The 18,814-nt window shown below is 63.2% G+C and carries 19 protein-coding genes; 2 read left to right on the top strand and 17 right to left on the bottom strand.

Annotated features, from left to right (window positions below; translation table 11 throughout):
• Positions 1–9 precede the first annotated feature (9 nt).
• A complete protein-coding gene (gene trmFO / locus FA04_RS06555) occupies positions 10–1,428 on the top strand; it encodes a methylenetetrahydrofolate--tRNA-(uracil(54)-C(5))-methyltransferase (FADH(2)-oxidizing) TrmFO (RefSeq protein ID WP_034796601.1) in 1,419 nt (472 codons plus the stop codon).
• A gap of 86 nt (positions 1,429–1,514) precedes the next feature.
• Here trmFO and FA04_RS06550 read toward each other — a convergent pair whose 3' ends face one another.
• The 5 genes from FA04_RS06550 to yajC form a co-directional block, all read right to left on the bottom strand.
• On the bottom strand, positions 1,515–1,982 hold the full coding sequence (locus FA04_RS06550; protein ID WP_034796603.1) for a hypothetical protein: 468 nt from the start codon (positions 1,980–1,982) through the stop codon (positions 1,515–1,517).
• Positions 1,983–2,112: 130 nt separating this feature from the next.
• Positions 2,113–2,955, bottom strand: a complete 843-nt coding sequence (locus FA04_RS06545) for a phytoene/squalene synthase family protein (protein WP_034796605.1) — start codon at positions 2,953–2,955, stop codon at positions 2,113–2,115.
• 20 nt (positions 2,956–2,975) lie between these two features.
• Positions 2,976–3,362 carry an Mth938-like domain-containing protein gene (locus FA04_RS06540; protein WP_034796607.1) on the bottom strand — a complete coding sequence of 129 codons (387 nt, stop codon included), beginning with the start codon at positions 3,360–3,362 and terminating at the stop codon, positions 2,976–2,978.
• A gap of 1 nt (position 3,363) precedes the next feature.
• Positions 3,364–5,934 carry a protein translocase subunit SecDF gene (gene secDF / locus FA04_RS06535; protein WP_034796609.1) on the bottom strand — a complete coding sequence of 857 codons (2,571 nt, stop codon included), beginning with the start codon at positions 5,932–5,934 and terminating at the stop codon, positions 3,364–3,366.
• A gap of 45 nt (positions 5,935–5,979) precedes the next feature.
• Positions 5,980–6,315, bottom strand: a complete 336-nt coding sequence (yajC, locus tag FA04_RS06530; RefSeq protein ID WP_034796611.1) for a preprotein translocase subunit YajC — start codon at positions 6,313–6,315, stop codon at positions 5,980–5,982.
• A 302-nt stretch (positions 6,316–6,617) separates the two neighbouring features.
• Between yajC and FA04_RS06525 the strand changes: the two genes are divergently transcribed.
• A complete protein-coding gene (locus FA04_RS06525; RefSeq protein WP_034796613.1) occupies positions 6,618–7,487 on the top strand; it encodes an ATP-binding protein in 870 nt (289 codons plus the stop codon).
• 116 nt (positions 7,488–7,603) lie between these two features.
• Here the strand turns inward: FA04_RS06525 and FA04_RS06520 are convergent, their stop codons facing one another.
• The 12 genes from FA04_RS06520 to nagZ form a co-directional block, all read right to left on the bottom strand.
• A complete protein-coding gene (locus tag FA04_RS06520) occupies positions 7,604–9,157 on the bottom strand; it encodes a LysM peptidoglycan-binding domain-containing M23 family metallopeptidase (RefSeq protein ID WP_034796615.1) in 1,554 nt (517 codons plus the stop codon).
• Between the two features lie 187 nt (positions 9,158–9,344).
• A complete protein-coding gene (locus FA04_RS06515; protein ID WP_034796617.1) occupies positions 9,345–9,989 on the bottom strand; it encodes a hypothetical protein in 645 nt (214 codons plus the stop codon).
• Positions 9,990–10,205: 216 nt separating this feature from the next.
• On the bottom strand, positions 10,206–10,859 hold the full coding sequence (locus FA04_RS06510; protein ID WP_034796623.1) for a protein-L-isoaspartate(D-aspartate) O-methyltransferase: 654 nt from the start codon (positions 10,857–10,859) through the stop codon (positions 10,206–10,208).
• Entirely contained in the window at positions 10,856–11,626 is a 771-nt protein-coding gene (gene surE / locus FA04_RS06505; protein WP_034796625.1) for a 5'/3'-nucleotidase SurE, read from the bottom strand. Before surE ends, FA04_RS06510 begins: the two co-directional genes overlap by 4 nt.
• Positions 11,627–11,652: 26 nt before the next feature.
• Entirely contained in the window at positions 11,653–12,936 is a 1,284-nt protein-coding gene (serS, locus tag FA04_RS06500; RefSeq protein ID WP_034796627.1) for a serine--tRNA ligase, read from the bottom strand.
• Positions 12,937–12,982: 46 nt separating this feature from the next.
• Positions 12,983–13,825, bottom strand: a complete 843-nt coding sequence (tatC, locus tag FA04_RS06495) for a twin-arginine translocase subunit TatC (RefSeq protein ID WP_034796629.1) — start codon at positions 13,823–13,825, stop codon at positions 12,983–12,985.
• Positions 13,822–14,538, bottom strand: a complete 717-nt coding sequence (tatB, locus tag FA04_RS06490; RefSeq protein WP_034796640.1) for a Sec-independent protein translocase protein TatB — start codon at positions 14,536–14,538, stop codon at positions 13,822–13,824. The genes tatC and tatB overlap by 4 nt, the downstream gene beginning before the upstream one ends.
• 74 nt (positions 14,539–14,612) lie before the next feature.
• Entirely contained in the window at positions 14,613–14,819 is a 207-nt protein-coding gene (locus FA04_RS06485) for a twin-arginine translocase TatA/TatE family subunit (protein WP_034796642.1), read from the bottom strand.
• 91 nt (positions 14,820–14,910) lie between these two features.
• Positions 14,911–16,023, bottom strand: coding sequence for an ABC transporter ATP-binding protein (locus tag FA04_RS06480; RefSeq protein ID WP_034796644.1), 1,113 nt, complete (start codon positions 16,021–16,023; stop codon positions 14,911–14,913).
• Between the two features lie 82 nt (positions 16,024–16,105).
• Positions 16,106–16,834: an SMC-Scp complex subunit ScpB gene (gene scpB, locus FA04_RS06475; protein WP_034796646.1), complete on the bottom strand. Its 729-nt coding sequence runs from the start codon at positions 16,832–16,834 to the stop codon at positions 16,106–16,108.
• Complete coding sequence (locus tag FA04_RS06470) at positions 16,827–17,693, bottom strand: segregation and condensation protein A (protein ID WP_034796647.1); 867 nt, start codon at positions 17,691–17,693, stop codon at positions 16,827–16,829. The genes scpB and FA04_RS06470 overlap by 8 nt, the downstream gene beginning before the upstream one ends.
• Before the next feature lie 53 nt (positions 17,694–17,746).
• On the bottom strand, positions 17,747–18,763 hold the full coding sequence (gene nagZ / locus FA04_RS06465; RefSeq protein WP_034796757.1) for a beta-N-acetylhexosaminidase: 1,017 nt from the start codon (positions 18,761–18,763) through the stop codon (positions 17,747–17,749).
• Positions 18,764–18,814: the final 51 nt, after the last annotated feature.

Genomic DNA, 18,814 nt, shown 5'->3' with positions numbered 1-18,814 from the left:
AAGCCGGCCATGAGCAAAGACACTTCTTCCCACTCCCCCATCCACGTCATCGGCGGCGGCCTTGCCGGATCGGAAGCCGCCTGGCAGATCGCCGAAGCCGGCGTACCGGTCATCCTGCATGAGATGCGCGGCGTGCGCGGCACTGACGCGCACAAGACCGACGGCCTTGCCGAACTCGTCTGTTCCAATTCCTTCCGCTCGGATGACGCGACCAGCAACGCGGTTGGCGTGCTGCATGCGGAAATGCGCCTTGCCGGCTCGCTGATCATGAAATCCGCCGACGCCAACCAGGTGCCTGCGGGCGGTGCGCTTGCGGTCGACCGTGACGGCTTCTCCGACGCGGTCAGCGCGGCGATCGCCGCTCATCCGCTGATCACGGTGGTGCGCGAAGAAGTCACCGGTCTGCCGCCGAAAGATTGGGATCTCGCCGTCATCGCGACCGGCCCGCTGACCGCACCCGGTCTTGCCGAAGCGATCCGCGCGGAAACGGGCGCCGATGCGCTCGCCTTCTTCGACGCCATCGCGCCGATCGTCTATACCGAGACGATCGACATGGACATCTGCTGGTTTCAGTCGCGCTACGACAAGGTCGGCCCCGGCGGAACCGGTAAGGACTATATCAACTGCCCGATGACCGAGGAGCAGTACAATGCCTTCGTCGATGCGTTGATCGCCGGCGACAAGACCGGCTTCAAGGAATGGGAAGGCACGCCCTATTTCGACGGCTGCCTGCCGATCGAGGTGATGGCGGAACGCGGCCGCGAGACGCTGCGCCACGGGCCTATGAAGCCGATGGGCCTCACCAATGCCCATAACCCCACCGTCAAGCCCTATGCCGTCGTACAGCTGCGCCAGGACAATGCGCTCGGCACGCTCTACAACATGGTCGGCTTCCAGACGAAGCTGAAGTATGGCGCTCAGGCCGAAGTCTTCCGCATGATTCCCGGCCTCGAGAATGCCGAATTCGCCCGTCTCGGCGGCCTGCACCGCAACACCTACATCAACTCGCCGACACTGCTCGACGGAACGCTGACGCTGAAGTCGCGGCCGGGCCTGCGCTTTGCCGGACAGATCACCGGCTGCGAAGGTTATGTCGAAAGCGCCAGCATTGGCCTGCTCGCTGGCCGCTTCGCCGCTGCCGAACGCAAGGGCGAGACTTTGGCGACCCCGCCGGCGACCACCGCCTTCGGCGCATTGCTCAACCACATCACCGGCGGCCACATCGTTTCCGACGATGAACCGGGCAAGCGCTCTTTCCAGCCGATGAACGTCAATTTCGGCCTGTTCCCGCCGCTCGATCCGGGCGCGATCACCAAGCCGGAAGGCGTCAAGCGCTTCCGTGGTAAGGAAAAGGCAGTCGCCAAGAAGCAGGCGACGGCGTCGCGCGCGCTCGCTGATTGCGCCGCCTGGCTCGGCAAGTCCGCCTGACAGGCGGACGCGCATTTGTTCCACGACAAAAGGCCCGCCTGCAGTGATGCAAGCGGGCCTTTTCTTATGGAAGAACGCGGTGAGAGCTACTCGGTCGCCTGTGCCGTATGCGGCGGCTCGGCGGCGGGCTGCTCGAACTCCGATTTCGGACTGAAGCTGCCGAGCAGCCAGAGCGAAACCTCGGCCGCCTCGCCGGCGCTCTGAAACTCGAAGTCGTTGTCGAGATAAGCAAAATCGGGGAAATGCACGATGAGGCCGCGGCCGGTCTCGGAGCTATTGACCCGAACCTTTCCGGGCTGGATCACGTGGCAGACATAGTGGGTGCCGTGCGACTGGATGAAGCCCGCCTTGCCGTCATGCAGCCGCAGGAAGATCGCCGTGCGGTCCGCCGTCGAGTGCAGCGCCCGGATCGCCTCGTCCGGAAAGGCACGCCCGAACTCCACCATCGCAGAGCCGGCATCGGGATTGTCCCAGTCCCGCTCGGCGCGGGCGTTCATCCACATGTAGAATGCGCCGACCAAGACGATGACGGCGATGAGCAATAACCAAAGCATCCGCGGGCGCTCCCCTTCGCTCGGCATGACGCCGATAAAGCGCTTCTATACGCTGCGAGGCTTGCGCCAATTTGTCGTCACGGCGTGTGCGTCCGCGCCAAAGCCCCGAGCAGACCGAACCTCTGACGTATCAGAAGCGGCGGCGCCGTGCCGCACGCCACATCCACCATTGCCGTTGCCATTGGGCCGGGCGGATGGGCTTCTGCAGAAGCCCGGCGCCCGCAGCCTCCGCGCGGTTGAGGATAGGCTCGACAAGCGCAAGCGGTATGAAGGCGGGGAAATTCGACGGCGCGATCGCTTCCATCTGCGCACGCGCCCTGGCGAGATGATCTCGCCCGAAGCCCGCGAAGGCCCGGATCGCCTGGCTGATCGCGGCGCTGTCTTGGCCGGCGATCAGCGTTTCGCGATCGAGACCGGTGGCGCGCAGCAGTTCGGCCGGCAGGTAGACCTGGCCACGGCGCAAATGCAGCGGCAACAGCATGAGGAGGCCCGCGACCGTCTGCGCGACACCGCCGTGACCGGCGACTTCGGCCGATTTCGCGGCATTCTCTGGATCAAGGACCAGGGATGAGAGCTGGATCAGCGCCGAGGCGGTCTCGCCGGCATAGCCCTCGAGCGCCGAACGGTCTTCCATCGGATCGTCGTAGAGATCGAAGATCCGGGCATCGATCATGTTCTCGAACACGGAGACCGGCAGCCGATGCGCGCGAATGCAGCCAAGGAGCGCTTCAGCGAGCGGATGCCCTTCTCCGGTCGACGCGTCGTTGCCGATGAGGTCCCGCCACCATTGCATGCGGATCTCACCGGGGATCGGCTCGTGCACGAGATCGCGGATGCGGGCGATCTCCGCACTGAAGGCATAGAGTGCGGCAAGCGCGGGCTGCTTGTCGGCAGGCGCAAGCAGGCAGGCGAGATAGCGGTCGCGGTCCGTGTCCCGCAGGTCAGCCAGAATCTGGGCAGAATTGTCGTGCACGTCGTCTTCCCCAAGCCCGATCAGACCGCGATCAGTGCGACGGCGACTGCGCGCGATTCGGCCAGCATCACATTGTAGGTGCGGACAGCGGCCCCGGTGCTCATGGGATCCGACGATATGTTGGCGGCGCGTAAAGCTGTCTTCACATCGGCCGGCAGCGGGCGAATGTCCTTGCCGGTGCCGACCAGCAGCACCTCAATGTCCTTCGCCTCATCAACGACCTTGTAGAACTTCTCGACCGTCAGCGCATCGCCCTCCGCGACGTCCCATGCATAGACGCCCGAGGGCAGCATCAGGATCGAGCCACGATGCGACATGTCTGCGAAGCGAAAGCCACCATTGCCGTAGGCATCGATGGGCGCACGTCCCGGAAAATGGGCTTCGCGAATTTCAATTCCCTTTGGCATTTCAAACAGCACCCTTTGCCGCGCCCGCCGCACCCGTATCCGCGCCGGAGGCGTTCTCGTCCCCCGGAATGTGGTCGGTGCGCTTTCTGAAGAGGATGAGGATCGGCCCGGCGATGTAAATGGACGAGATCGTTCCGACGATAACGCCAAACAGCATTGTAACACTGAAGGCGCGGATAAGGCCGCCACCGAAGAGATAAAGCGCTGTCAGTGCCAGAACGGTCGTCAGCGCTGTCAGGATGGTGCGCGACAGTGTCTGGTTGATCGACGTATCGATCAGCACCGACAACGGCATGCGCTTGTAGCGTGCAAGGTTTTCGCGGATGCGATCGTAGATGACGACCGTGTCGTTCAGCGAGTAGCCGACGATCGTCAGAACCGCGGCAATGCTGCCGAGATTGAACTCGATGCCGGTCAGCACGAGGAAACCGATCGTCAGCAGGACGTCGTGCGTCGTGGCAATGATCGCGCCGACGGCGAAGCGCCACTCGAAGCGCAGCCACACATAGAGCAGGATAGCCAGGAACGAAACAGCAAGCCCGATAGTGCCGGCGCGTGTGAGTTCGCCGGATACGACGGGGCCGACCACCTCGACGCGGCGGAAATCATACTCGTCCGAAAGTTCCGACCGGATGACGCCGGCGGCCGTCTGCTCGGCGTTGTCTCCCGCCTCCTGCGACGGTACCCGCACCAGAACGTCCTCGCCCGAGCCGAGCTGCTGCACCTGGACCTCGCCGAAATTCAGCTCGTCGAGGCGCGCCCGAAGATCGGCGACATCGACCGGTCCGCCTTTGGAATGCAGCTCGATGATCGAGCCGCCCTTGAAGTCGACGCCGAGATTGAGCCCGATGCCGGCAAGCAGCAGGACGGAGGCGAGCGACAGCGCCGCCATCAGGATGAAGACCGGGTTGCGGATCCGCATGAAGCGGATATCCAGGTCGCTGAAGCGGCCGGTCCGAATACCCTTCGGCAAGCGTTCCGACTTCCATTGGCGCAGCCAGCGCTTCACGATCAGGCGGGTGACCGTGTAAGCGGTGAAGAGCGTCGTCACGCTACCGATCGCAAGCGTAACGGCAAAGCCGCGCACCGATCCGGAGCCAAGATAAAAGAGGATGGCGCTCGCAATCAGCATCGTCAGGTTGGCATCGAAGATGCTGCTGAAGACACGCGAAAAGGCGTTGTTGATGGTGCGCCGCAGCGGCTCGGCGCCGCGAACCTCTTCACGCAGGCGCTCGTAGATCAGCACGTTCGAATCCACGGCCACGCCGATCGTCAGAATGATGCCGGCAATGCCCGGAAGGGTCAGCGTCGCGCCCGAAAGGGAAAGCGCCGCGATAATCAGGACAATGTTCAGGGCGAGCGCAATGACCGCAAAGACGCCGAAGACGCCGTAGAAAAAGATCATCGATGCGGCGACTGCGACAGCCGCAACCAGACCCGCCTTCAGGCCGTCTGCGATGGCGTCGCCACCGACGCCGGGGCCGACCGTTCGCTCTTCGACGAAGGTCAGGGGCGTCGCGAGCGGCCCTGTGCGCACGAGAGCGGCAAGGTCGGTCGCACCTTCGGTCGGCAGGTCTGCGGAGATGCGCAAGGTGTCGCTGTTGACAGCCTCCGACAGCTTGAGCGTCGCGATGACCTGTCCATCGAGAACGATCGCTGCATCCTTTGGCGGCTGCTGCGCCGCAAGGGCGGCAACACGCTGCTGCGAAGCGGTATCGATCTTGATGGCGACCGACGCGCTTTCGCCGGAAGCATCAGGTTCCGGCTGGGCTGCAACAAAATTCGCCGCTGCAAGCAGCGGTGCCTTTTCGACGAGATAGGGCACTGGCGGGTCGTCGAAGGAATATAGGACTTCCGTGCCGGACGGAGGCTGGCCCTCCACGGCGCGTTGCACGGGCACGGAGGTATCCAGCATCCGCAGGGCCAGGTTGGCCCTTTGGCTGAGCAGATCCTTCAACCGCTGCGGATCGCCGAGGCCAGGCACCTGCACGATCAGCCGGTCATCGCCACGGCGCTGGATCAGCGGCTCGATGGCGCCAACTTCGGCGACGCGGCGGCGCACGACGTCGATGGACTGCGCCACGGCCAGCGAGAGCCGGTAGTCGATGCCTTCGTCCGTGAGGCGCAGGCGAACCAGTTCATCCGGTTCTGCACTGTCGAACACGACCTCGGAAATCGGCTCGGAGCCGAACCCCCCGATATCGACGGGCGCCGTCAGCGGCCTCAGCCGCTCGCGAGCGGCAGAGAGTTGCGACCGGTCGCGAACGCGGAAGGCGATCGACTGGCCTTCGCCGGAAAGGCCGATATAGGCGATGTCGGCATCGCGCAGCGATTTGCCGACCTCGTTGGCGATCGTCTCGAGCCGTTCAGCGACGATGTCGCTGCGCGCCGCCCGCAGCATGAAATGGGAGCCACCCTGGAGATCGAGCCCGAGCGCCACCTGGCGATGGGGCAGCCAAGACGGAAGTTCGGCTGCCTCTTCCCGGCTTAGAACGTTCGGCAGCGCAAAGGCGATGCCGGCAAGTGCCACCAACCAGACGAGGATACGTTTCAACGGCGGTAATCTGCGCATGCCTCAAACGCTCCAGTTGCTCGGCTGGTGGTGGCTGTTCCTGCCTTATTCCTTGACAGGCTCGCCCTTGACGCGAACTTCCGACACGCCGCTGCGGACGACGCGGATCTTCACGCCATCGGCGATTTCGACTTCGAGTTCGCTGTCGTCAACGACCTTGGTGACCTTGCCGACGATGCCGCCACCGGTCACGACCTGGTCACCGCGACGGATGTTCTTCAGGAGTTCCTCGCGGCGCTTCATCTGAGCGCGCTGCGGACGGATGATCAGGAAATACATAACGACGAAAATCAGCAGGAACGGCAGGATGGACATGAGAATGTCCGCGCCGCCGGCGGAAGGGGCGCCGGCAGTCTGCGCAAAAGCTTCGGTAATGAACATCGATCACTCCTTGAGTTCAAATATCGGCGGTTCCTCCGCGCCAAATCGGCCGGAATATAGGGACGCCCCGCCGCTCTGCAAAGCCGCGGGCACCCGTACCCGTTCCTGTGCCTCTGACACAATTTACACAAGAGGAGAACCCCTCGCGCGGGCCTCGGTGACCTTTTCCAGCGTAAACCTGCGTGCTACCGGGTTTCTGGTGGGACCTGGCCGCGACGCGGTTACGGTAAACACCAGGGCCACGCCGCCTCGAATCATGACGGCACGGCCAAACACCTGATTCAGCGAGTGGAGAGAGACATATGCCGGAAGCCAAGATCGACGTTCTCATCAGGGAAATGCAGAAGCTTTCCGCGGCGATCGAGCGCATGGCCGGACCCGCCGCTGCAGCCAACGACTGGACCGCTGCCGAGTGCTTCGTCTGGGCCCCGGCGACACACCATCTGCAGCCGGTCGCCAAGCCGAACCGCATCGAACTGTCCCTGATCACCGGGGTCGACCATGTCCGTGACATCCTGCTCGACAACACGCTGCGTTTTGCCGAGGGCTACACGGCCAATAACGTGCTTCTCTGGGGCGCACGCGGCATGGGCAAATCCTCGCTGGTAAAATCGGTTCATGCGCAGGTTGCGCGCGACACCGGTGTTGCGGTCAAGCTGGTCGAGGTGCATCGCGAAGATATTGCCACACTTCCGGCGCTGATGGACATTCTGAAGTCGGCACCGGTCCCGGTTATCGTCTTCTGCGATGACCTGTCCTTCGATCACGACGATACGTCCTACAAGTCGCTGAAGGCCGTGCTCGACGGCGGCGTCGAGGGACGTCCTTCCAACGTGCTCCTTTACGCCACCTCGAACCGGCGCCACCTGCTGCCGCGGCATATGATGGAGAACGAGCAGTCGACCGCGATCAACCCGTCGGAAGCGGTCGAGGAGAAGGTTTCGCTGTCCGACCGTTTCGGCCTGTGGCTCGGCTTCCACAAGTGCAGCCAGGACGACTATCTGGCGATGATCGACGGCTATGCCGCGCACTATGGCTTCAAGCTCGATCGCGACACCTTGCACGCCGAAGCGCTGGAATGGGCAACGACCCGTGGCGCAAGGTCCGGCCGCGTCGCCTGGCAGTTCATCCAGGATCTCGCCGGCCGCCTGCGCCACAGGCTCGACGGGTAACCGGGCGCGTCGCGAACCGCACGCCTTACCGACATCCTGAAATAGAAAGCACCGCCTGCCCGAGAGGGCAAGCGGTGCAAACACCGGATCCGGATCGGCTTTGCGACCGATCGAGACTATTCGAGGAAGGTCGCCGGGTTTACCGCGGTGGCGTTCTTGCGCACCTCGAAGTGAACCTGCGGCTGGCTTGCCCGGCCGGTCATGCCCGAAGCAGCGAGCGTCTGGCCGCGCTGAACCTTCTGGCCGCGCTGAACCTTGAGTTCGGAAGCGTTACCATAAACCGTGACCGTGCCGTCGTCGTGGCGCACCAGGACGGCGTTGCCGAGTTCCTTCAGGCTGCTGCCCGAATAAATAACGACACCGTTTTCAGCCGCCTTGATCGGCGTGCCCTCGGGCACCGAGATGTTGATACCGTCGTTGCGGTTGCCGTCGACATTGGCGCCGTAGCCGGCGACGACTGCGCCGCGCACAGGCCAGCGGTACTTGCTGATGCCGGTCGACTTCGGAGAATCGTCGTCGATATCCGTCGTCTTGCTGGCGACTTCGCTGACGCTCTGCTTAGCAACCGGCGCCTGGTATTCAGCCGGCTTGTTCTTGTCGAGCGAGGCAACCTGCGGCTGCTCGGCCTTCTTGGGAACCGAGGCCGTCTTGAGCTGATCCGGAGCGGCACCATTTGCGCCCGGCAGCTGCAGCGTCTGGCCGACGCGGATCGATTCGGCCGTCAGGCCGTTTGCCTGCTTGAGGGCGGCAACGGATACGCCCGTCGTCTTGGCGATTCGGTTGAGCGAGTCGCCCGGCTTGACGGTGTAGGATCCACCGCCGGCGCCCTCGCCGTTCGTTGCCGGCTTGCCTGCAACGACGTCAGACTTGCCTTCACCCTTTTCGCGGGACTGGGCCGAACCCGGCAGGATCGCAACGTCGCGCTGGTTGACCGGCAGCGGCGACGGCTGGCGGCTGTTGCCATCGAGATCGGCGATCGAGTTCGTGGCTGCCGCCTTGGCAGCGCTACCTGCGACGCCGAAGGTCGGGATGACGAGACGCTGACCGGTCTCGACCTGCGCCGCGGACTGCAGACCGTTGGCCTTCAGGATTTCCTTTTCCGGGACACCAAAACGCTTGGAGAGAACGGCGACATTGTCACCCGGGCGAACCATGATCGTCGGAGCGTTCTGCGTCGTCCAGCCGCTCTTGCTTGCGGTTTCCTTGACCGTTGCGGGAAGCGTCTGCTGCGTGGCGAGTGCGGCCTGCTGGCGTGCTGCCGGGAACGGCTGGGCTTCAGCGCGCTGGTTTCCAGCAGCGCTCGGGTCAGCCAGAGTGGTGCGCTGAACGGAGATCGGGGTCGAGGCGACGCGGGCGTTGGATACGGGCGTGGAGGCCGTGTTTACCGGATCGTAGGCACCCTGCCCAGCTGCCGCCGGATAGGGCTGACCGAGGACTGAACCACGGTTATCAACCGGCGCTGCCGCCATCTGACCGACGGACACATCGCCGCGCGGGACCGGCGTTGCGTCTCGGGGGATGGAATTTGTGGTGATGTTGTCGGACCGGGAGAACAGGCCGTCAAACCGGCTTGCATCCGAACTGCAGCCTGTTGCGACGCCTGCCAGCAGGACCGCCACGCAAAGGCGGATCGTCGACTTTCCAACCCCGGGAGATACAAACTTACGCATGACGCTTACCCACTCCGAACGCAACTCGATGTGGATTGATTAAAGCGTATTAGAGTTACCGCGTGGTTAAGGCAGACCCCACCAAAGGACTAATTTGACCAAATGCTAACCATAGGTCGACCGTCGCCCGTCAAGGGCATGCTAGAGGCAGCGTCACAGCTGCCGCCCGAGCACGAGGAGCCTAGCGCTAGATCAGTTCGGAATAGAGGCGCTCGATCTCGGACACGGATCGCCGCTCCGTCTGGTCCTCTTCGTAGCTGATGCTCGTCAGGTCCCAGGCAAAAATCTGGCGACCGGCCGGCTGCGCCAGGGTTTCGGACTGCGCCGTCTTGTCTTCGTCGAGCAGGACGCTCACCAAAGTCTGGAACGCCGCGTCTCCGTCCGCACCGCTTGCTTCTTCATATTCGAGCGACCGCAGACCGGCCACCGCCGCCTCGCGTGTCCCGAAATAGCGCAAACTGTTCTGGTCCTCCGGACGAAGGCCGTCGTAGTAGTCGATGAAGTTCTTGTAATAGGCTTGGTGATCGCCGGAATCGAGAAACTTGCCGAAGGCCTGGTACTCGCGCGAGGCCAGTTGCGGCGACAGGCGGTTGTTCCATTCCTCGCGGGTGAGCGCCGGCTGGCCGTCGGATCCCTTCTTCGTCTGGCCTAGATAAAGCAGGGCATCGGCCGAAAGCGAGATGCGTGGCGTCGGATCAAAGAAGGTCGCGGCAAGCGCCTGCGCCGCCTGCTCATCCTTGCCCGCGGAATTCGTCTGGCCGGCATTGCGCCCGGCAAGATTGTTCAGCCCGTCGCCGGATGCTGCCGCCGTCAACCTGTTCGCGATCTGCATGTGCCGTCTCCGTACCTCGCGACCGGTGTCCGCCGACGTCGCAAGGCAAGCGACGACTCGCACGCGGAACCCTGTCCGTGCACGGCAGGCGTATGGCCCGAAGCTTGCGCGAGGCTGGAGGAAGTTAAGGGATCGTTAACAATCGACGCAGGCGCGACCGGCGCTGCTCACCCGCGCGAACGGGAATTCAAACCCGCGCGGACGAGAATTCAACGTTTAGAGAAACGACGCCAACTGCTGCACGATCGGAAGGTAAGGCGCGTCGAACAGATCCTCGCGATCGAAGCGGCTGCCCGTGCGGCTGACGCGCACGACCCGGCAATGGGTCTCGCTCATCATGATCGGAACCAGCAGGGTGCCGCCCGAAACGAGGTGATCCGAAAACATGCGCGGCAGACTGTTGAAGGCGGCGGTGATCAGGATCCGGTCGAAGGTGCCCTCACCCGGCACGCCGGCACTGCCGTCGGCATGCCGGACGATGACATTGCGAACACCTGTTTTTTCGAGGTTCTTCTGGGCCATGCCGACGAGCGTCTGATAGCGGTCGATCGTCAGCACCCGCTCGGCAACGCGTCCCATGACCGCGGCGGTGAAGCCGCTGCCGGTGCCGACTTCGAGAACACGCTGGCCGGATTTCAGATTGAGACTGTGCAGCAGACGGACCGCAAAGTCGTATCCCTCCATGAACGAACCGCAATCGAGCGGGATCGTCCGCTGCGAATGGGCTTCGGCCTGGTACTGCGGCGGCGCGAAATGGCTTCGCGGCGTCTGCTCAACCGCCTTCAACAGATCATGGTTGGTGATGCCTTCGGCGCGCAGACGCAGCACCATCTTGGCAAAGCCTTCCTGTTCGGTCACCCGCGCACTCAAGCAACGGCTCCCTCGTTGAGCGCCCGCGCCAGGCGATCCTGGACACTGTAGTCGGTAAGGTCGAGTTTGAGCGGCGTGACCGAGATCATGTTTTCACGCAGGGCGTGAATGTCGGTTCCGGCGCGGAAATCGCCGAAGCGTTCGCCGAAACGCAGCCAGAAATAGGGAAAGCCGCGGCCATCGGTTCGCTCGTCGATCGACAGGCCGAAGTCGAGCTTGCCTTGCGACGTCACCTCCGTACCGGCAATAGCGTCCGCCGAGCAATTGGGGAAGTTGACGTTGAGCAGCGTGCCGTCAGGCAGATCCACCTTCATCAGCTTGCGGACCAAGGCCGGCGCGTGCGTTTCGACGACATCCCACGGAACGGTCTTTCCGACGGCGTGATTGTAGGCCTGGCTCAGCGCGATCGAGCGGATGCCCTGCAACGTTCCTTCGATGGCGCCGGCGACGGTACCGGAATAGGTCACGTCGTCGGCCATGTTGGCGCCGATGTTGACGCCGGACAGCACGAGATCGGGCTTGCGATCGAGCACCTTGCGGACGGCCATGATGACGCAATCGGTCGGCGTGCCGCGAAGTGCGAAGCGCTTTTCCGCGATCTGTCGCAGCCGCAATGGCTCCGACAGGGTCAGCGAATGGGCAAGGCCGCTCTGGTCCGCTTCGGGCGCAACGACCCACACATCGTCCGAAATCGTCCGGGCGACGCGTTCAAGTACCGACAGGCCCTCGGCGTGAATGCCGTCATCGTTTGTCAGCAGGATCCGCATGATGCCGCACTCCCCTCGACGTTCGCTCAGGCTACCTTTTCGATGCGCGTCTGGCCGCCCATGTAGGGGACCAGCACGTCCGGCACCGATATCGAACCATCGTCATTCAGATAGTTCTCGATGACGGCGATGAGCGCGCGGCCGACGGCAACGCCCGAACCGTTCAGCGTGTGAACGAAGCGGGTTCCCTTGTCTTCTTTGGTGCGGTAGCGGGCGTTCATGCGGCGCGCCTGGAAATCGCCGCAGACCGAGCAGGACGAAATCTCGCGGAACGTATCCTGACCCGGCAGCCAGACCTCGAGGTCGTAGGTCTTGCGGGCGCCAAAGCCCATGTCGCCGGTGCAAAGGGTCATGACGCGGTAGTGCAGGCCGAGGCGCTTCAGCACCTCCTCTGCGCAGGCGGTCATGCGCTCGTGTTCGGCAACGGACGTTTCGGCATCGGTGATCGAGACCAGTTCCACCTTGTTGAACTGGTGCTGGCGCAGCATGCCGCGGGTATCGCGACCGGCCGAACCTGCTTCCGAGCGGAAGGATGGCGTCAGCGCGGTGAAACGCAGCGGCAGCTTTTCGCCTTCCAGGATCTGCTCCCGGACGATGTTGGTCAGCGGCACTTCCGCCGTCGGAATCAGCCAACGGCCATCCGTGGTGCGGAAGAGGTCTTCGGCAAATTTCGGCAGCTGGCCGGTGCCATACATCGCATCGTCGCGCACCAGAAGCGGCGGTTGCACTTCGGTGTAACCATGTTCCTGGGTGTGCAGGTCGAGCATGAACTGGCCGAGCGCGCGCTCGAGCCGCGCCAATTGGCCCTTCAGGATCGTGAAGCGCGAACCGGAAATGCGGGCCGCACCCTCGAAATCCATCAGCCCGAGCGCTTCGCCGATTTCAAAGTGCTCGCGCGGCTGGTGGTTCCAGGTGGGCTTCTTGCCAACCACGCTCTTGACGACGTTGCCGGTCTCGTCGGCACCGACGGGTACATCGTCCAGCGGGATGTTCGGAATGCGCGAGAGGGCGTCGTTGAGCTCGGCCTCGATTCTGCGGCTGTCCTCTTCGAGCGCCGGCATGGCGTTCTTCAGGTCGGCAACCTCGGCCTTCAGCTTGTCGGCGAGCTCGGCATTCTTCTGCGCCATGGCCGCGCCGATATCCTTCGAGGCCGCATTGCGGCGCGACTGCATGTCCTGCAGCGCCTGAAGGTTCGTACGGCGGCGTTCGTCGAGCGCGATCAGAGATGCCGACAAAGGCTCCGCGCCCCGCTTCGCCAGGGCGGCGTCCAGCATCTCGGCATTCTCACGGATCCATTTGATATCAAGCATTTTCGTTCCACGCGTTGGTCAGATCACGGCGCGAAATCTCGAATGCTCAGCCCTTGGCGGGGCCGACCTCTCCGGAAGATCCTTCCTGCGACTCGGCAGCCTCGCTCTTGAGCGCGTCCGCTGCCCGCTGCCTTTCGACGAGTCGCGCCGTATAGATCGAAATTTCGTAGAGAAGGATGGCTGGCAGCGCAAGGCCGATCTGGGAAATCGGGTCCGGCGGCGTGAGCACGGCCGCGACAACGAAGGCGATTACGATCGCGTATTTGCGCTTCTCGGCAAGACCCTGCGAGCTCACGAAGCCGACGCGGGCAAGAAGCGTGGTGATGACCGGGAGCTGGAAGACAAGGCCGAAGGCGAAGACCAGCGACATGATCAGGCTGAGATACTCCGAGACCTTCGGCAGGAGCTGAATGGCCACCTGCCCTTCGCCACCGCCCTGCTCCATGGCCAGGAAGAACCACATCACCATCGGGGTGAAGAAGAAATAGACAAGCGCGCCGCCGAGCAGAAACAGGAGCGGTGACGCGACCAGGAACGGTAGAAACGCCGCGCGCTCGTTCTTATAGAGCCCCGGTGCAACGAACTTGTAGATCTGTGCCGCGATTACAGGAAAGGCGATGACCAGCGCACCGAACATTGCCACCTTAATCTGGGTGAAGAAGAACTCCTGCGGCGCCGTGTAGATGAGCTCGACATTGCGATGGTTGAGGCCCGCCCAGCTCACGGCCCATTTGAACGGCAGCACCAGAAGGTTGAACAGGCCCTTGGCGAAGTAGAAGCAGACGAGGAACGCAGCGAAGAACGCGCCGATGGCCCACATCAGGCGCCTGCGCAATTCGATCAGATGCTCGATCAGCGGCTGCGGCCGGTCCTCGATATCGCCGCTCATGCTTCACCTTTCTTGCGCGCGCTGGTGCGCGGCTTTGACGTCTTGGCAGCAGGCTCCGCCACCGTCGGCGTCACTTTTTTCTTTTCAGTGGCCGGCTTCGCGGTCGCCTTGGCAGCAGACTTTGCCGTGGCCGACTTGGATGCAGCTGTTGCCGTCTTGAGCGCTGCCGTTGTCGACTTGGGCGCGGCCTTCTTTACAGCCGGCGTCGCATCGGCCTTCGTCCTGGTCGCACGCTTCGGCTTTTCTGCCGGTACGGATGCGACCTCTGCGCGCTCGATCTGGCGATTGGCCGAACCGATTGCCGCAGCGGCAACCGCATCTGCGGGCTTGGCTTCGACCGCGGCCGGCGCAACCGCCGGTTCGACGGCGGAAACCGTGTCGACGGTGTTCGGTGTCGCAGGCTGGTCGGGTGTAGCCGCCTTCTGCAGGTCCGCCTTGATATCGTTGCCCATCTGGCGCAGCGGATTGATTGCATCGCGCAACGCATTAGCCGGATTGAGACTTTGCGCGTCGCTGATGGTCTTTCGAACCTCGTCAAGGTCCGCTTCGCGCAGCGCTTCATCGAACTGCTGACGGAATTCCGATGCCATGCCGCGCATCTTCGAGGTCATGCGGCCGAAAGCCCGCAACATTGGCGGAAGGTCTTTCGGCCCGACAACCACGATCAGAACGATTGCGATGACGACGAGCTCGGTCCAGCCGATATCAAGCATGCGATATGTCCTGCAAACCCTTGATGCCGCCAGCCCGGTATGGACACCGGACAGGCTTCACCGACACCAGACTGTTAGCGAACTTCGTCAGACTTGTGGTCAACGGTCTTGCTGTCGAGCGTCTTGTCGGTAGCAGCCGCCTCATCGTCGGACATGCCCTTCTTGAAACTCTTGATGCCCTTAGCAACGTCACCCATCAGTTCGGGGATCTTACCGCGACCGAACAAGAGCAGCACCACGACCAGAACGATCAGCCAGTGCCAAATGCTTAACGAACCCATGCTCTTACTCCTCTGAGCCTTCCCCGATTTAGGCTCTATCACATGTCAATTTTCAGGCGTGCCTCAAGCACGCGTCTCGTTGTGACAGAACCTAAGATGCCGAACTGCTTTTTTCAAACAGTAATATATCCCGCTCGTTAACTGAAAGCATTACATCACGCAATCCATGCGGCAATCGGTCCGCCCTGATGCGCGCCCGAACCACCTCCTCACAACGCGGCACGGCGAGCTCCAGAAGCTCGACCACGCCGATGAAGCGACGGGAGAGAATGCGGGCGGGAATGTCGCCATCCTCTTCGCCGACGCGCACTCCAGACAACCTGACGGCCACCGAGAGGCGCTTGCCTTCCGGATGGGGGCCGGCTGCAACGCTTCCGACCGGCGTTTCGACGCGGCCGCCACGAACCTGCGCATCGAAGACGTTGATCTCCGAGAAGAAGCCGGCGGCAAAAAGGTCCCTCGGCTCGCGGTAGAGTTCGTCGGCCGTTCCGACCTGAACGAGGCGCCCGTCCTTCAGGAGCGCGATGCGATCCGCCATGCGCATCGCCTCTTCGGCGTCATGCGTGACGACGATAGCCGTTGCCCGCGTTTCCCTGAGGATCGCCAGCGTATCGGCACGGATCGAATCCTTCAGGCGCGAGTCGAGGCCGGAAAATGGTTCGTCCATGAGCAGCACCGCCGGGCGCGGCGCGAGCGCGCGGGCAAGCGCTACGCGCTGCTGCTCGCCGCCGGAAAGCACGTGCGGATACAGATCGGCATAGTGCGACAGGCCGACACGCTCGAGCGCCGCATCCGCCTGGATCAGACCTTCCTTCTTGGGGATCGCCGTCAGACCGAAACGGACGTTGTCGCGGATCGTCATGTGCGGGAAAAGCGCAAAGTCCTGAAACATCAGCCCGACGCCACGCTTTTCCGGCGGCAGGAAGACAGAGGGGCCGGAGATTTCCTGGCCATTGAGCATCAGACGCCCAGCGCTCTGCCTCTCGATACCCGCGGCGATACGCAGCAGGGTCGTCTTGCCGGATCCCGAAGGCCCGAGCAGGCAAAGGACCTCCCCGGCCTTTGCCGCGAGGCTGACGCCCTTGATCGTTTCCTTGGCGTGATAGCTGTGGTGAATATCTTCGAAGGTCAGGCTCGCCGCGAAGGAGACGCCCGCTGTCCGTCGCGTGGTCATGACGGGAGCGTCCTGCGGATCTGAAACCATGCTCTTGCATTCCTTGACACCAATGGCGCAGGGTCAGCGGGCCCCGACGCCATGGAAAGCCGATATCTATAATCAGGTTTTTCTAATCGGCTTCTTCGCCCTTCGGTGTCAAGAGCCCCAGTTCCTCCAGGTCGAGCTGGGTGATCGGATCCTCGTTCTCGGCCAGTTCGTCGTCGCCGGTCGGAACGGGGATGTTGAGGTTCGAAGGCACGCGGCCGGAGAGCAGCCCGGCGCCCTTCAATTCCTCGATGCCCGGCAGGTCGCGCAGTTCCTCAAGCCCGAAGTGATCGAGGAAGTCGCGCGTCGTACCGAAGGTCACCGGACGCCCCGGTGTGCGCCGGCGCCCGCGGAACCGGACCCAGCCCGCCTCCATCAACACGTCGAGCGTACCCTTCGAGGTCTGCACGCCGCGGATATCCTCGATCTCGGCGCGCGTAACCGGCTGATGGTAGGCGATAATCGACAGAACCTCGAGGGCTGCCCTTGAAAGCTTGCGGACCTCCTGTTCGTCGGTCTGAACGACGAAAGAGAGATCGGCGGCCGTGCGGAAGGCCCAATGGTCGGCCACCTGAACGAGGTTGACGCCGCGCGTCGCGTAAACGGCTTTAAGCCGCAGCATGATCGTGCGGACATCGGCGCCACGCGGCAACCGGCTATCGATATAGGCCTCGGACACCGGCTGCGCCGAAGCGAACACCAGGGCTTCGGCGATCCGCTCGGCTTCCTGCTCCAGCCGGGGGTCGAGGGATGCCGTTTCGATCTCGTCCTCCTCGTCGGGAACGCCAGGCAGGTACTTCTGGGCTTCAGCCACGGGCTGCCTCCATCTCGGCGAGAGTCTCCGCATCGATCGGATTTGGTCCGCGCCGGAGATAGATCGGCGCGAAGGCCTCCTCTTGGCGGATCTCCAGGCGGCCCTCACGAACCATTTCGAGCGACGCGGCAAAGGAGCTGGCGATTGCCGTCGCTCTCTCCTTCGGCGTCGTCATGTAGCGCACGAGAAAATGATCGAGCGCAGTCCAGTCGTCGAGACCACCGATCATGCGGGCCAGGATCAGCCGCGCATCGGACAGCGACCAGACGTGGCGCTTCTCGATTGTCACCTGGGTGATCGCCTGTCGTTGGCGCAGGCCCGCATAAGCGCTCAGCAGATCGTAGAGCGAAGCGTCGAAACCGGATTTCCTCTCGGTGACGATATGCTCCGGTGCGCCTCGGACGAAAACGTCCCGGCCGAGCCGGTTTCGGTTGATGAGCCGCGTCGCCGCCTCGCGCATCGCTTCCAGCCGCTTGAGCCGGAAGGCCAGCGCCGAGGCCATCTCCTCGCCGGTAGGACCGTCATCCTTCGCCTGCTGCGGGATCAGCAGCCGCGACTTCAGATAGGCGAGCCACGCCGCCATGACGAGGTAATCGGCCGCAAGCTCGATGCGGATGCTGCGCGCGCGTTCGATAAAGGCGATGTACTGTTCGGCGAGCGCCAGGACGGAAATGCGCGAAAGGTCGACGCGTTGGCTTCGGGCGAGATGCAGCAGCAGGTCGAGCGGACCTTCGAAGCCGGCGATGTCGACCACCAGCGCTTCCTCATGCAGTCCGCGCTCGGCAGTCTCATCCTGCCACAAGGGCTCCAACGGCGCCTTCGACGCAGGCTTGCCTTGTCTTTCGCCCGCATTGCTCACTGGCAGCCCGATCCTTTCCTTCAGTCCCTGTTTGCCGTCAGCCTCTGTTTGCCTCAGACGGTTGCAAACAGGGCATTGAACTCCGCCCGCAGATCGACTTCGCTCGCACCGTCAGGCGCCCGGAACGCGGCTTCGGCGGCCCGCGCCCGGCGCAAGCTTTCGCCGGCCAGAACCGGCACGACATCCGCGACGGCCTTCATTTCCTCCATTATGCCATGACAATGCAAGACGAGATCAAGTCCCGCAGCAATGATGTTGCGCGCGCGGGTCGTCATGTCGCCGGCAAGCGCGTTCATTGACACGTCATCCGACATCAGCAGGCCGTCGAAACCGATATGGCCGCGAATGATCTCGCGCACGACCTTCGCAGAGGTGGTCGCCGGATTGTCCGGGTCGATCGTGGTGAACACCATGTGCGCCGACATCGCCATCACCTCGTCCTTCATCGCAACGAAGGGCAGGAAGTCGCTCGCGGCAAGCTCATCGAATGTGGCGCTGACGACAGGCAGGTTGTGGTGCGAGTCGACGAAGGTGCGTCCGTGGCCCGGCATATGCTTCATTACAGGCAGCATGCCGCCGGCCTTCAGCCCCTCGCCCATCGCACGGCCGATAGCCGTGACGGTCTCGGGATCGTGCCCATAGGCGCGATTGCCAATGACGTCGTGGCTGCCGGGCACGGGCACGTCGAGCACAGGCAGGCAATCGACGGTGATGCCGAAGCGCATCAGGTCAAAGGCGTGCAGGCGTCCCATCAGCCAGGCGGCGCGCAGACCGAGCTTCGCGTCGCGGCGGTAGATTTCGCCGATCGCCGCGCCATTCGGATACTGCTGAACGAGCGGTGGGCGGATGCGCTGAACGCGTCCGCCTTCCTGGTCGATGAGCACGGGCGCATTGGGATTGCCGATGCTGTCGCGAAGGGCTGCCACCAGATCCGAGATCTGCTGCTCCTCGCCAATGTTGCGACCGAAGAGGATGAAGCCCCAGGGGCGTTCTCCTGCAAAGAAATCGCGCTCGTCGCTCGTGAGGGAAAGGCCCTTGCAGCCGGAGATAAATGCTTTTGATTCGCTCATCCCAAAAGCATAGAGCGCGGGCTGCCCGGCGCGAAGCCACAAAGACAGCGC

Origin of the sequence: Ensifer adhaerens, assembly GCF_000697965.2 — a bacterium.
GTDB lineage: Bacteria > Pseudomonadota > Alphaproteobacteria > Rhizobiales > Rhizobiaceae > Ensifer > Ensifer adhaerens.
This window is presented reverse-complemented; position numbering and strand designations above follow the sequence as displayed.

Excerpts from the sequence above, each read along its gene's own strand:
- serS (WP_034796627.1), bottom strand. The coding sequence starts at position 12,936 with ATGCTTGATATCAAATGGATCCGTGAGAATGCCGAGATGCTGGACGCC.
- tatB (WP_034796640.1), bottom strand. The coding sequence starts at position 14,538 with ATGCTTGATATCGGCTGGACCGAGCTCGTCGTCATCGCAATCGTTCTG.
- FA04_RS06520 (WP_034796615.1), bottom strand. The coding sequence starts at position 9,157 with ATGCGTAAGTTTGTATCTCCCGGGGTTGGAAAGTCGACGATCCGCCTT.
- FA04_RS06485 (WP_034796642.1), bottom strand. The coding sequence starts at position 14,819 with ATGGGTTCGTTAAGCATTTGGCACTGGCTGATCGTTCTGGTCGTGGTG.
- surE (WP_034796625.1), bottom strand. The coding sequence starts at position 11,626 with ATGCGGATCCTGCTGACAAACGATGACGGCATTCACGCCGAGGGCCTG.
- FA04_RS06540 (WP_034796607.1), bottom strand. The coding sequence starts at position 3,362 with ATGCCAAAGGGAATTGAAATTCGCGAAGCCCATTTTCCGGGACGTGCG.
- FA04_RS06525 (WP_034796613.1), top strand. The coding sequence starts at position 6,618 with ATGCCGGAAGCCAAGATCGACGTTCTCATCAGGGAAATGCAGAAGCTT.
- FA04_RS06515 (WP_034796617.1), bottom strand. The coding sequence starts at position 9,989 with ATGCAGATCGCGAACAGGTTGACGGCGGCAGCATCCGGCGACGGGCTG.
- tatC (WP_034796629.1), bottom strand. The coding sequence starts at position 13,825 with ATGAGCGGCGATATCGAGGACCGGCCGCAGCCGCTGATCGAGCATCTG.
- yajC (WP_034796611.1), bottom strand. The coding sequence starts at position 6,315 with ATGTTCATTACCGAAGCTTTTGCGCAGACTGCCGGCGCCCCTTCCGCC.
- secDF (WP_034796609.1), bottom strand. The coding sequence starts at position 5,934 with ATGCGCAGATTACCGCCGTTGAAACGTATCCTCGTCTGGTTGGTGGCA.
- trmFO (WP_034796601.1), top strand. The coding sequence starts at position 10 with ATGAGCAAAGACACTTCTTCCCACTCCCCCATCCACGTCATCGGCGGC.
- FA04_RS06550 (WP_034796603.1), bottom strand. The coding sequence starts at position 1,982 with ATGCTTTGGTTATTGCTCATCGCCGTCATCGTCTTGGTCGGCGCATTC.
- FA04_RS06480 (WP_034796644.1), bottom strand. The coding sequence starts at position 16,023 with ATGGTTTCAGATCCGCAGGACGCTCCCGTCATGACCACGCGACGGACA.
- nagZ (WP_034796757.1), bottom strand. The coding sequence starts at position 18,763 with ATGAGCGAATCAAAAGCATTTATCTCCGGCTGCAAGGGCCTTTCCCTC.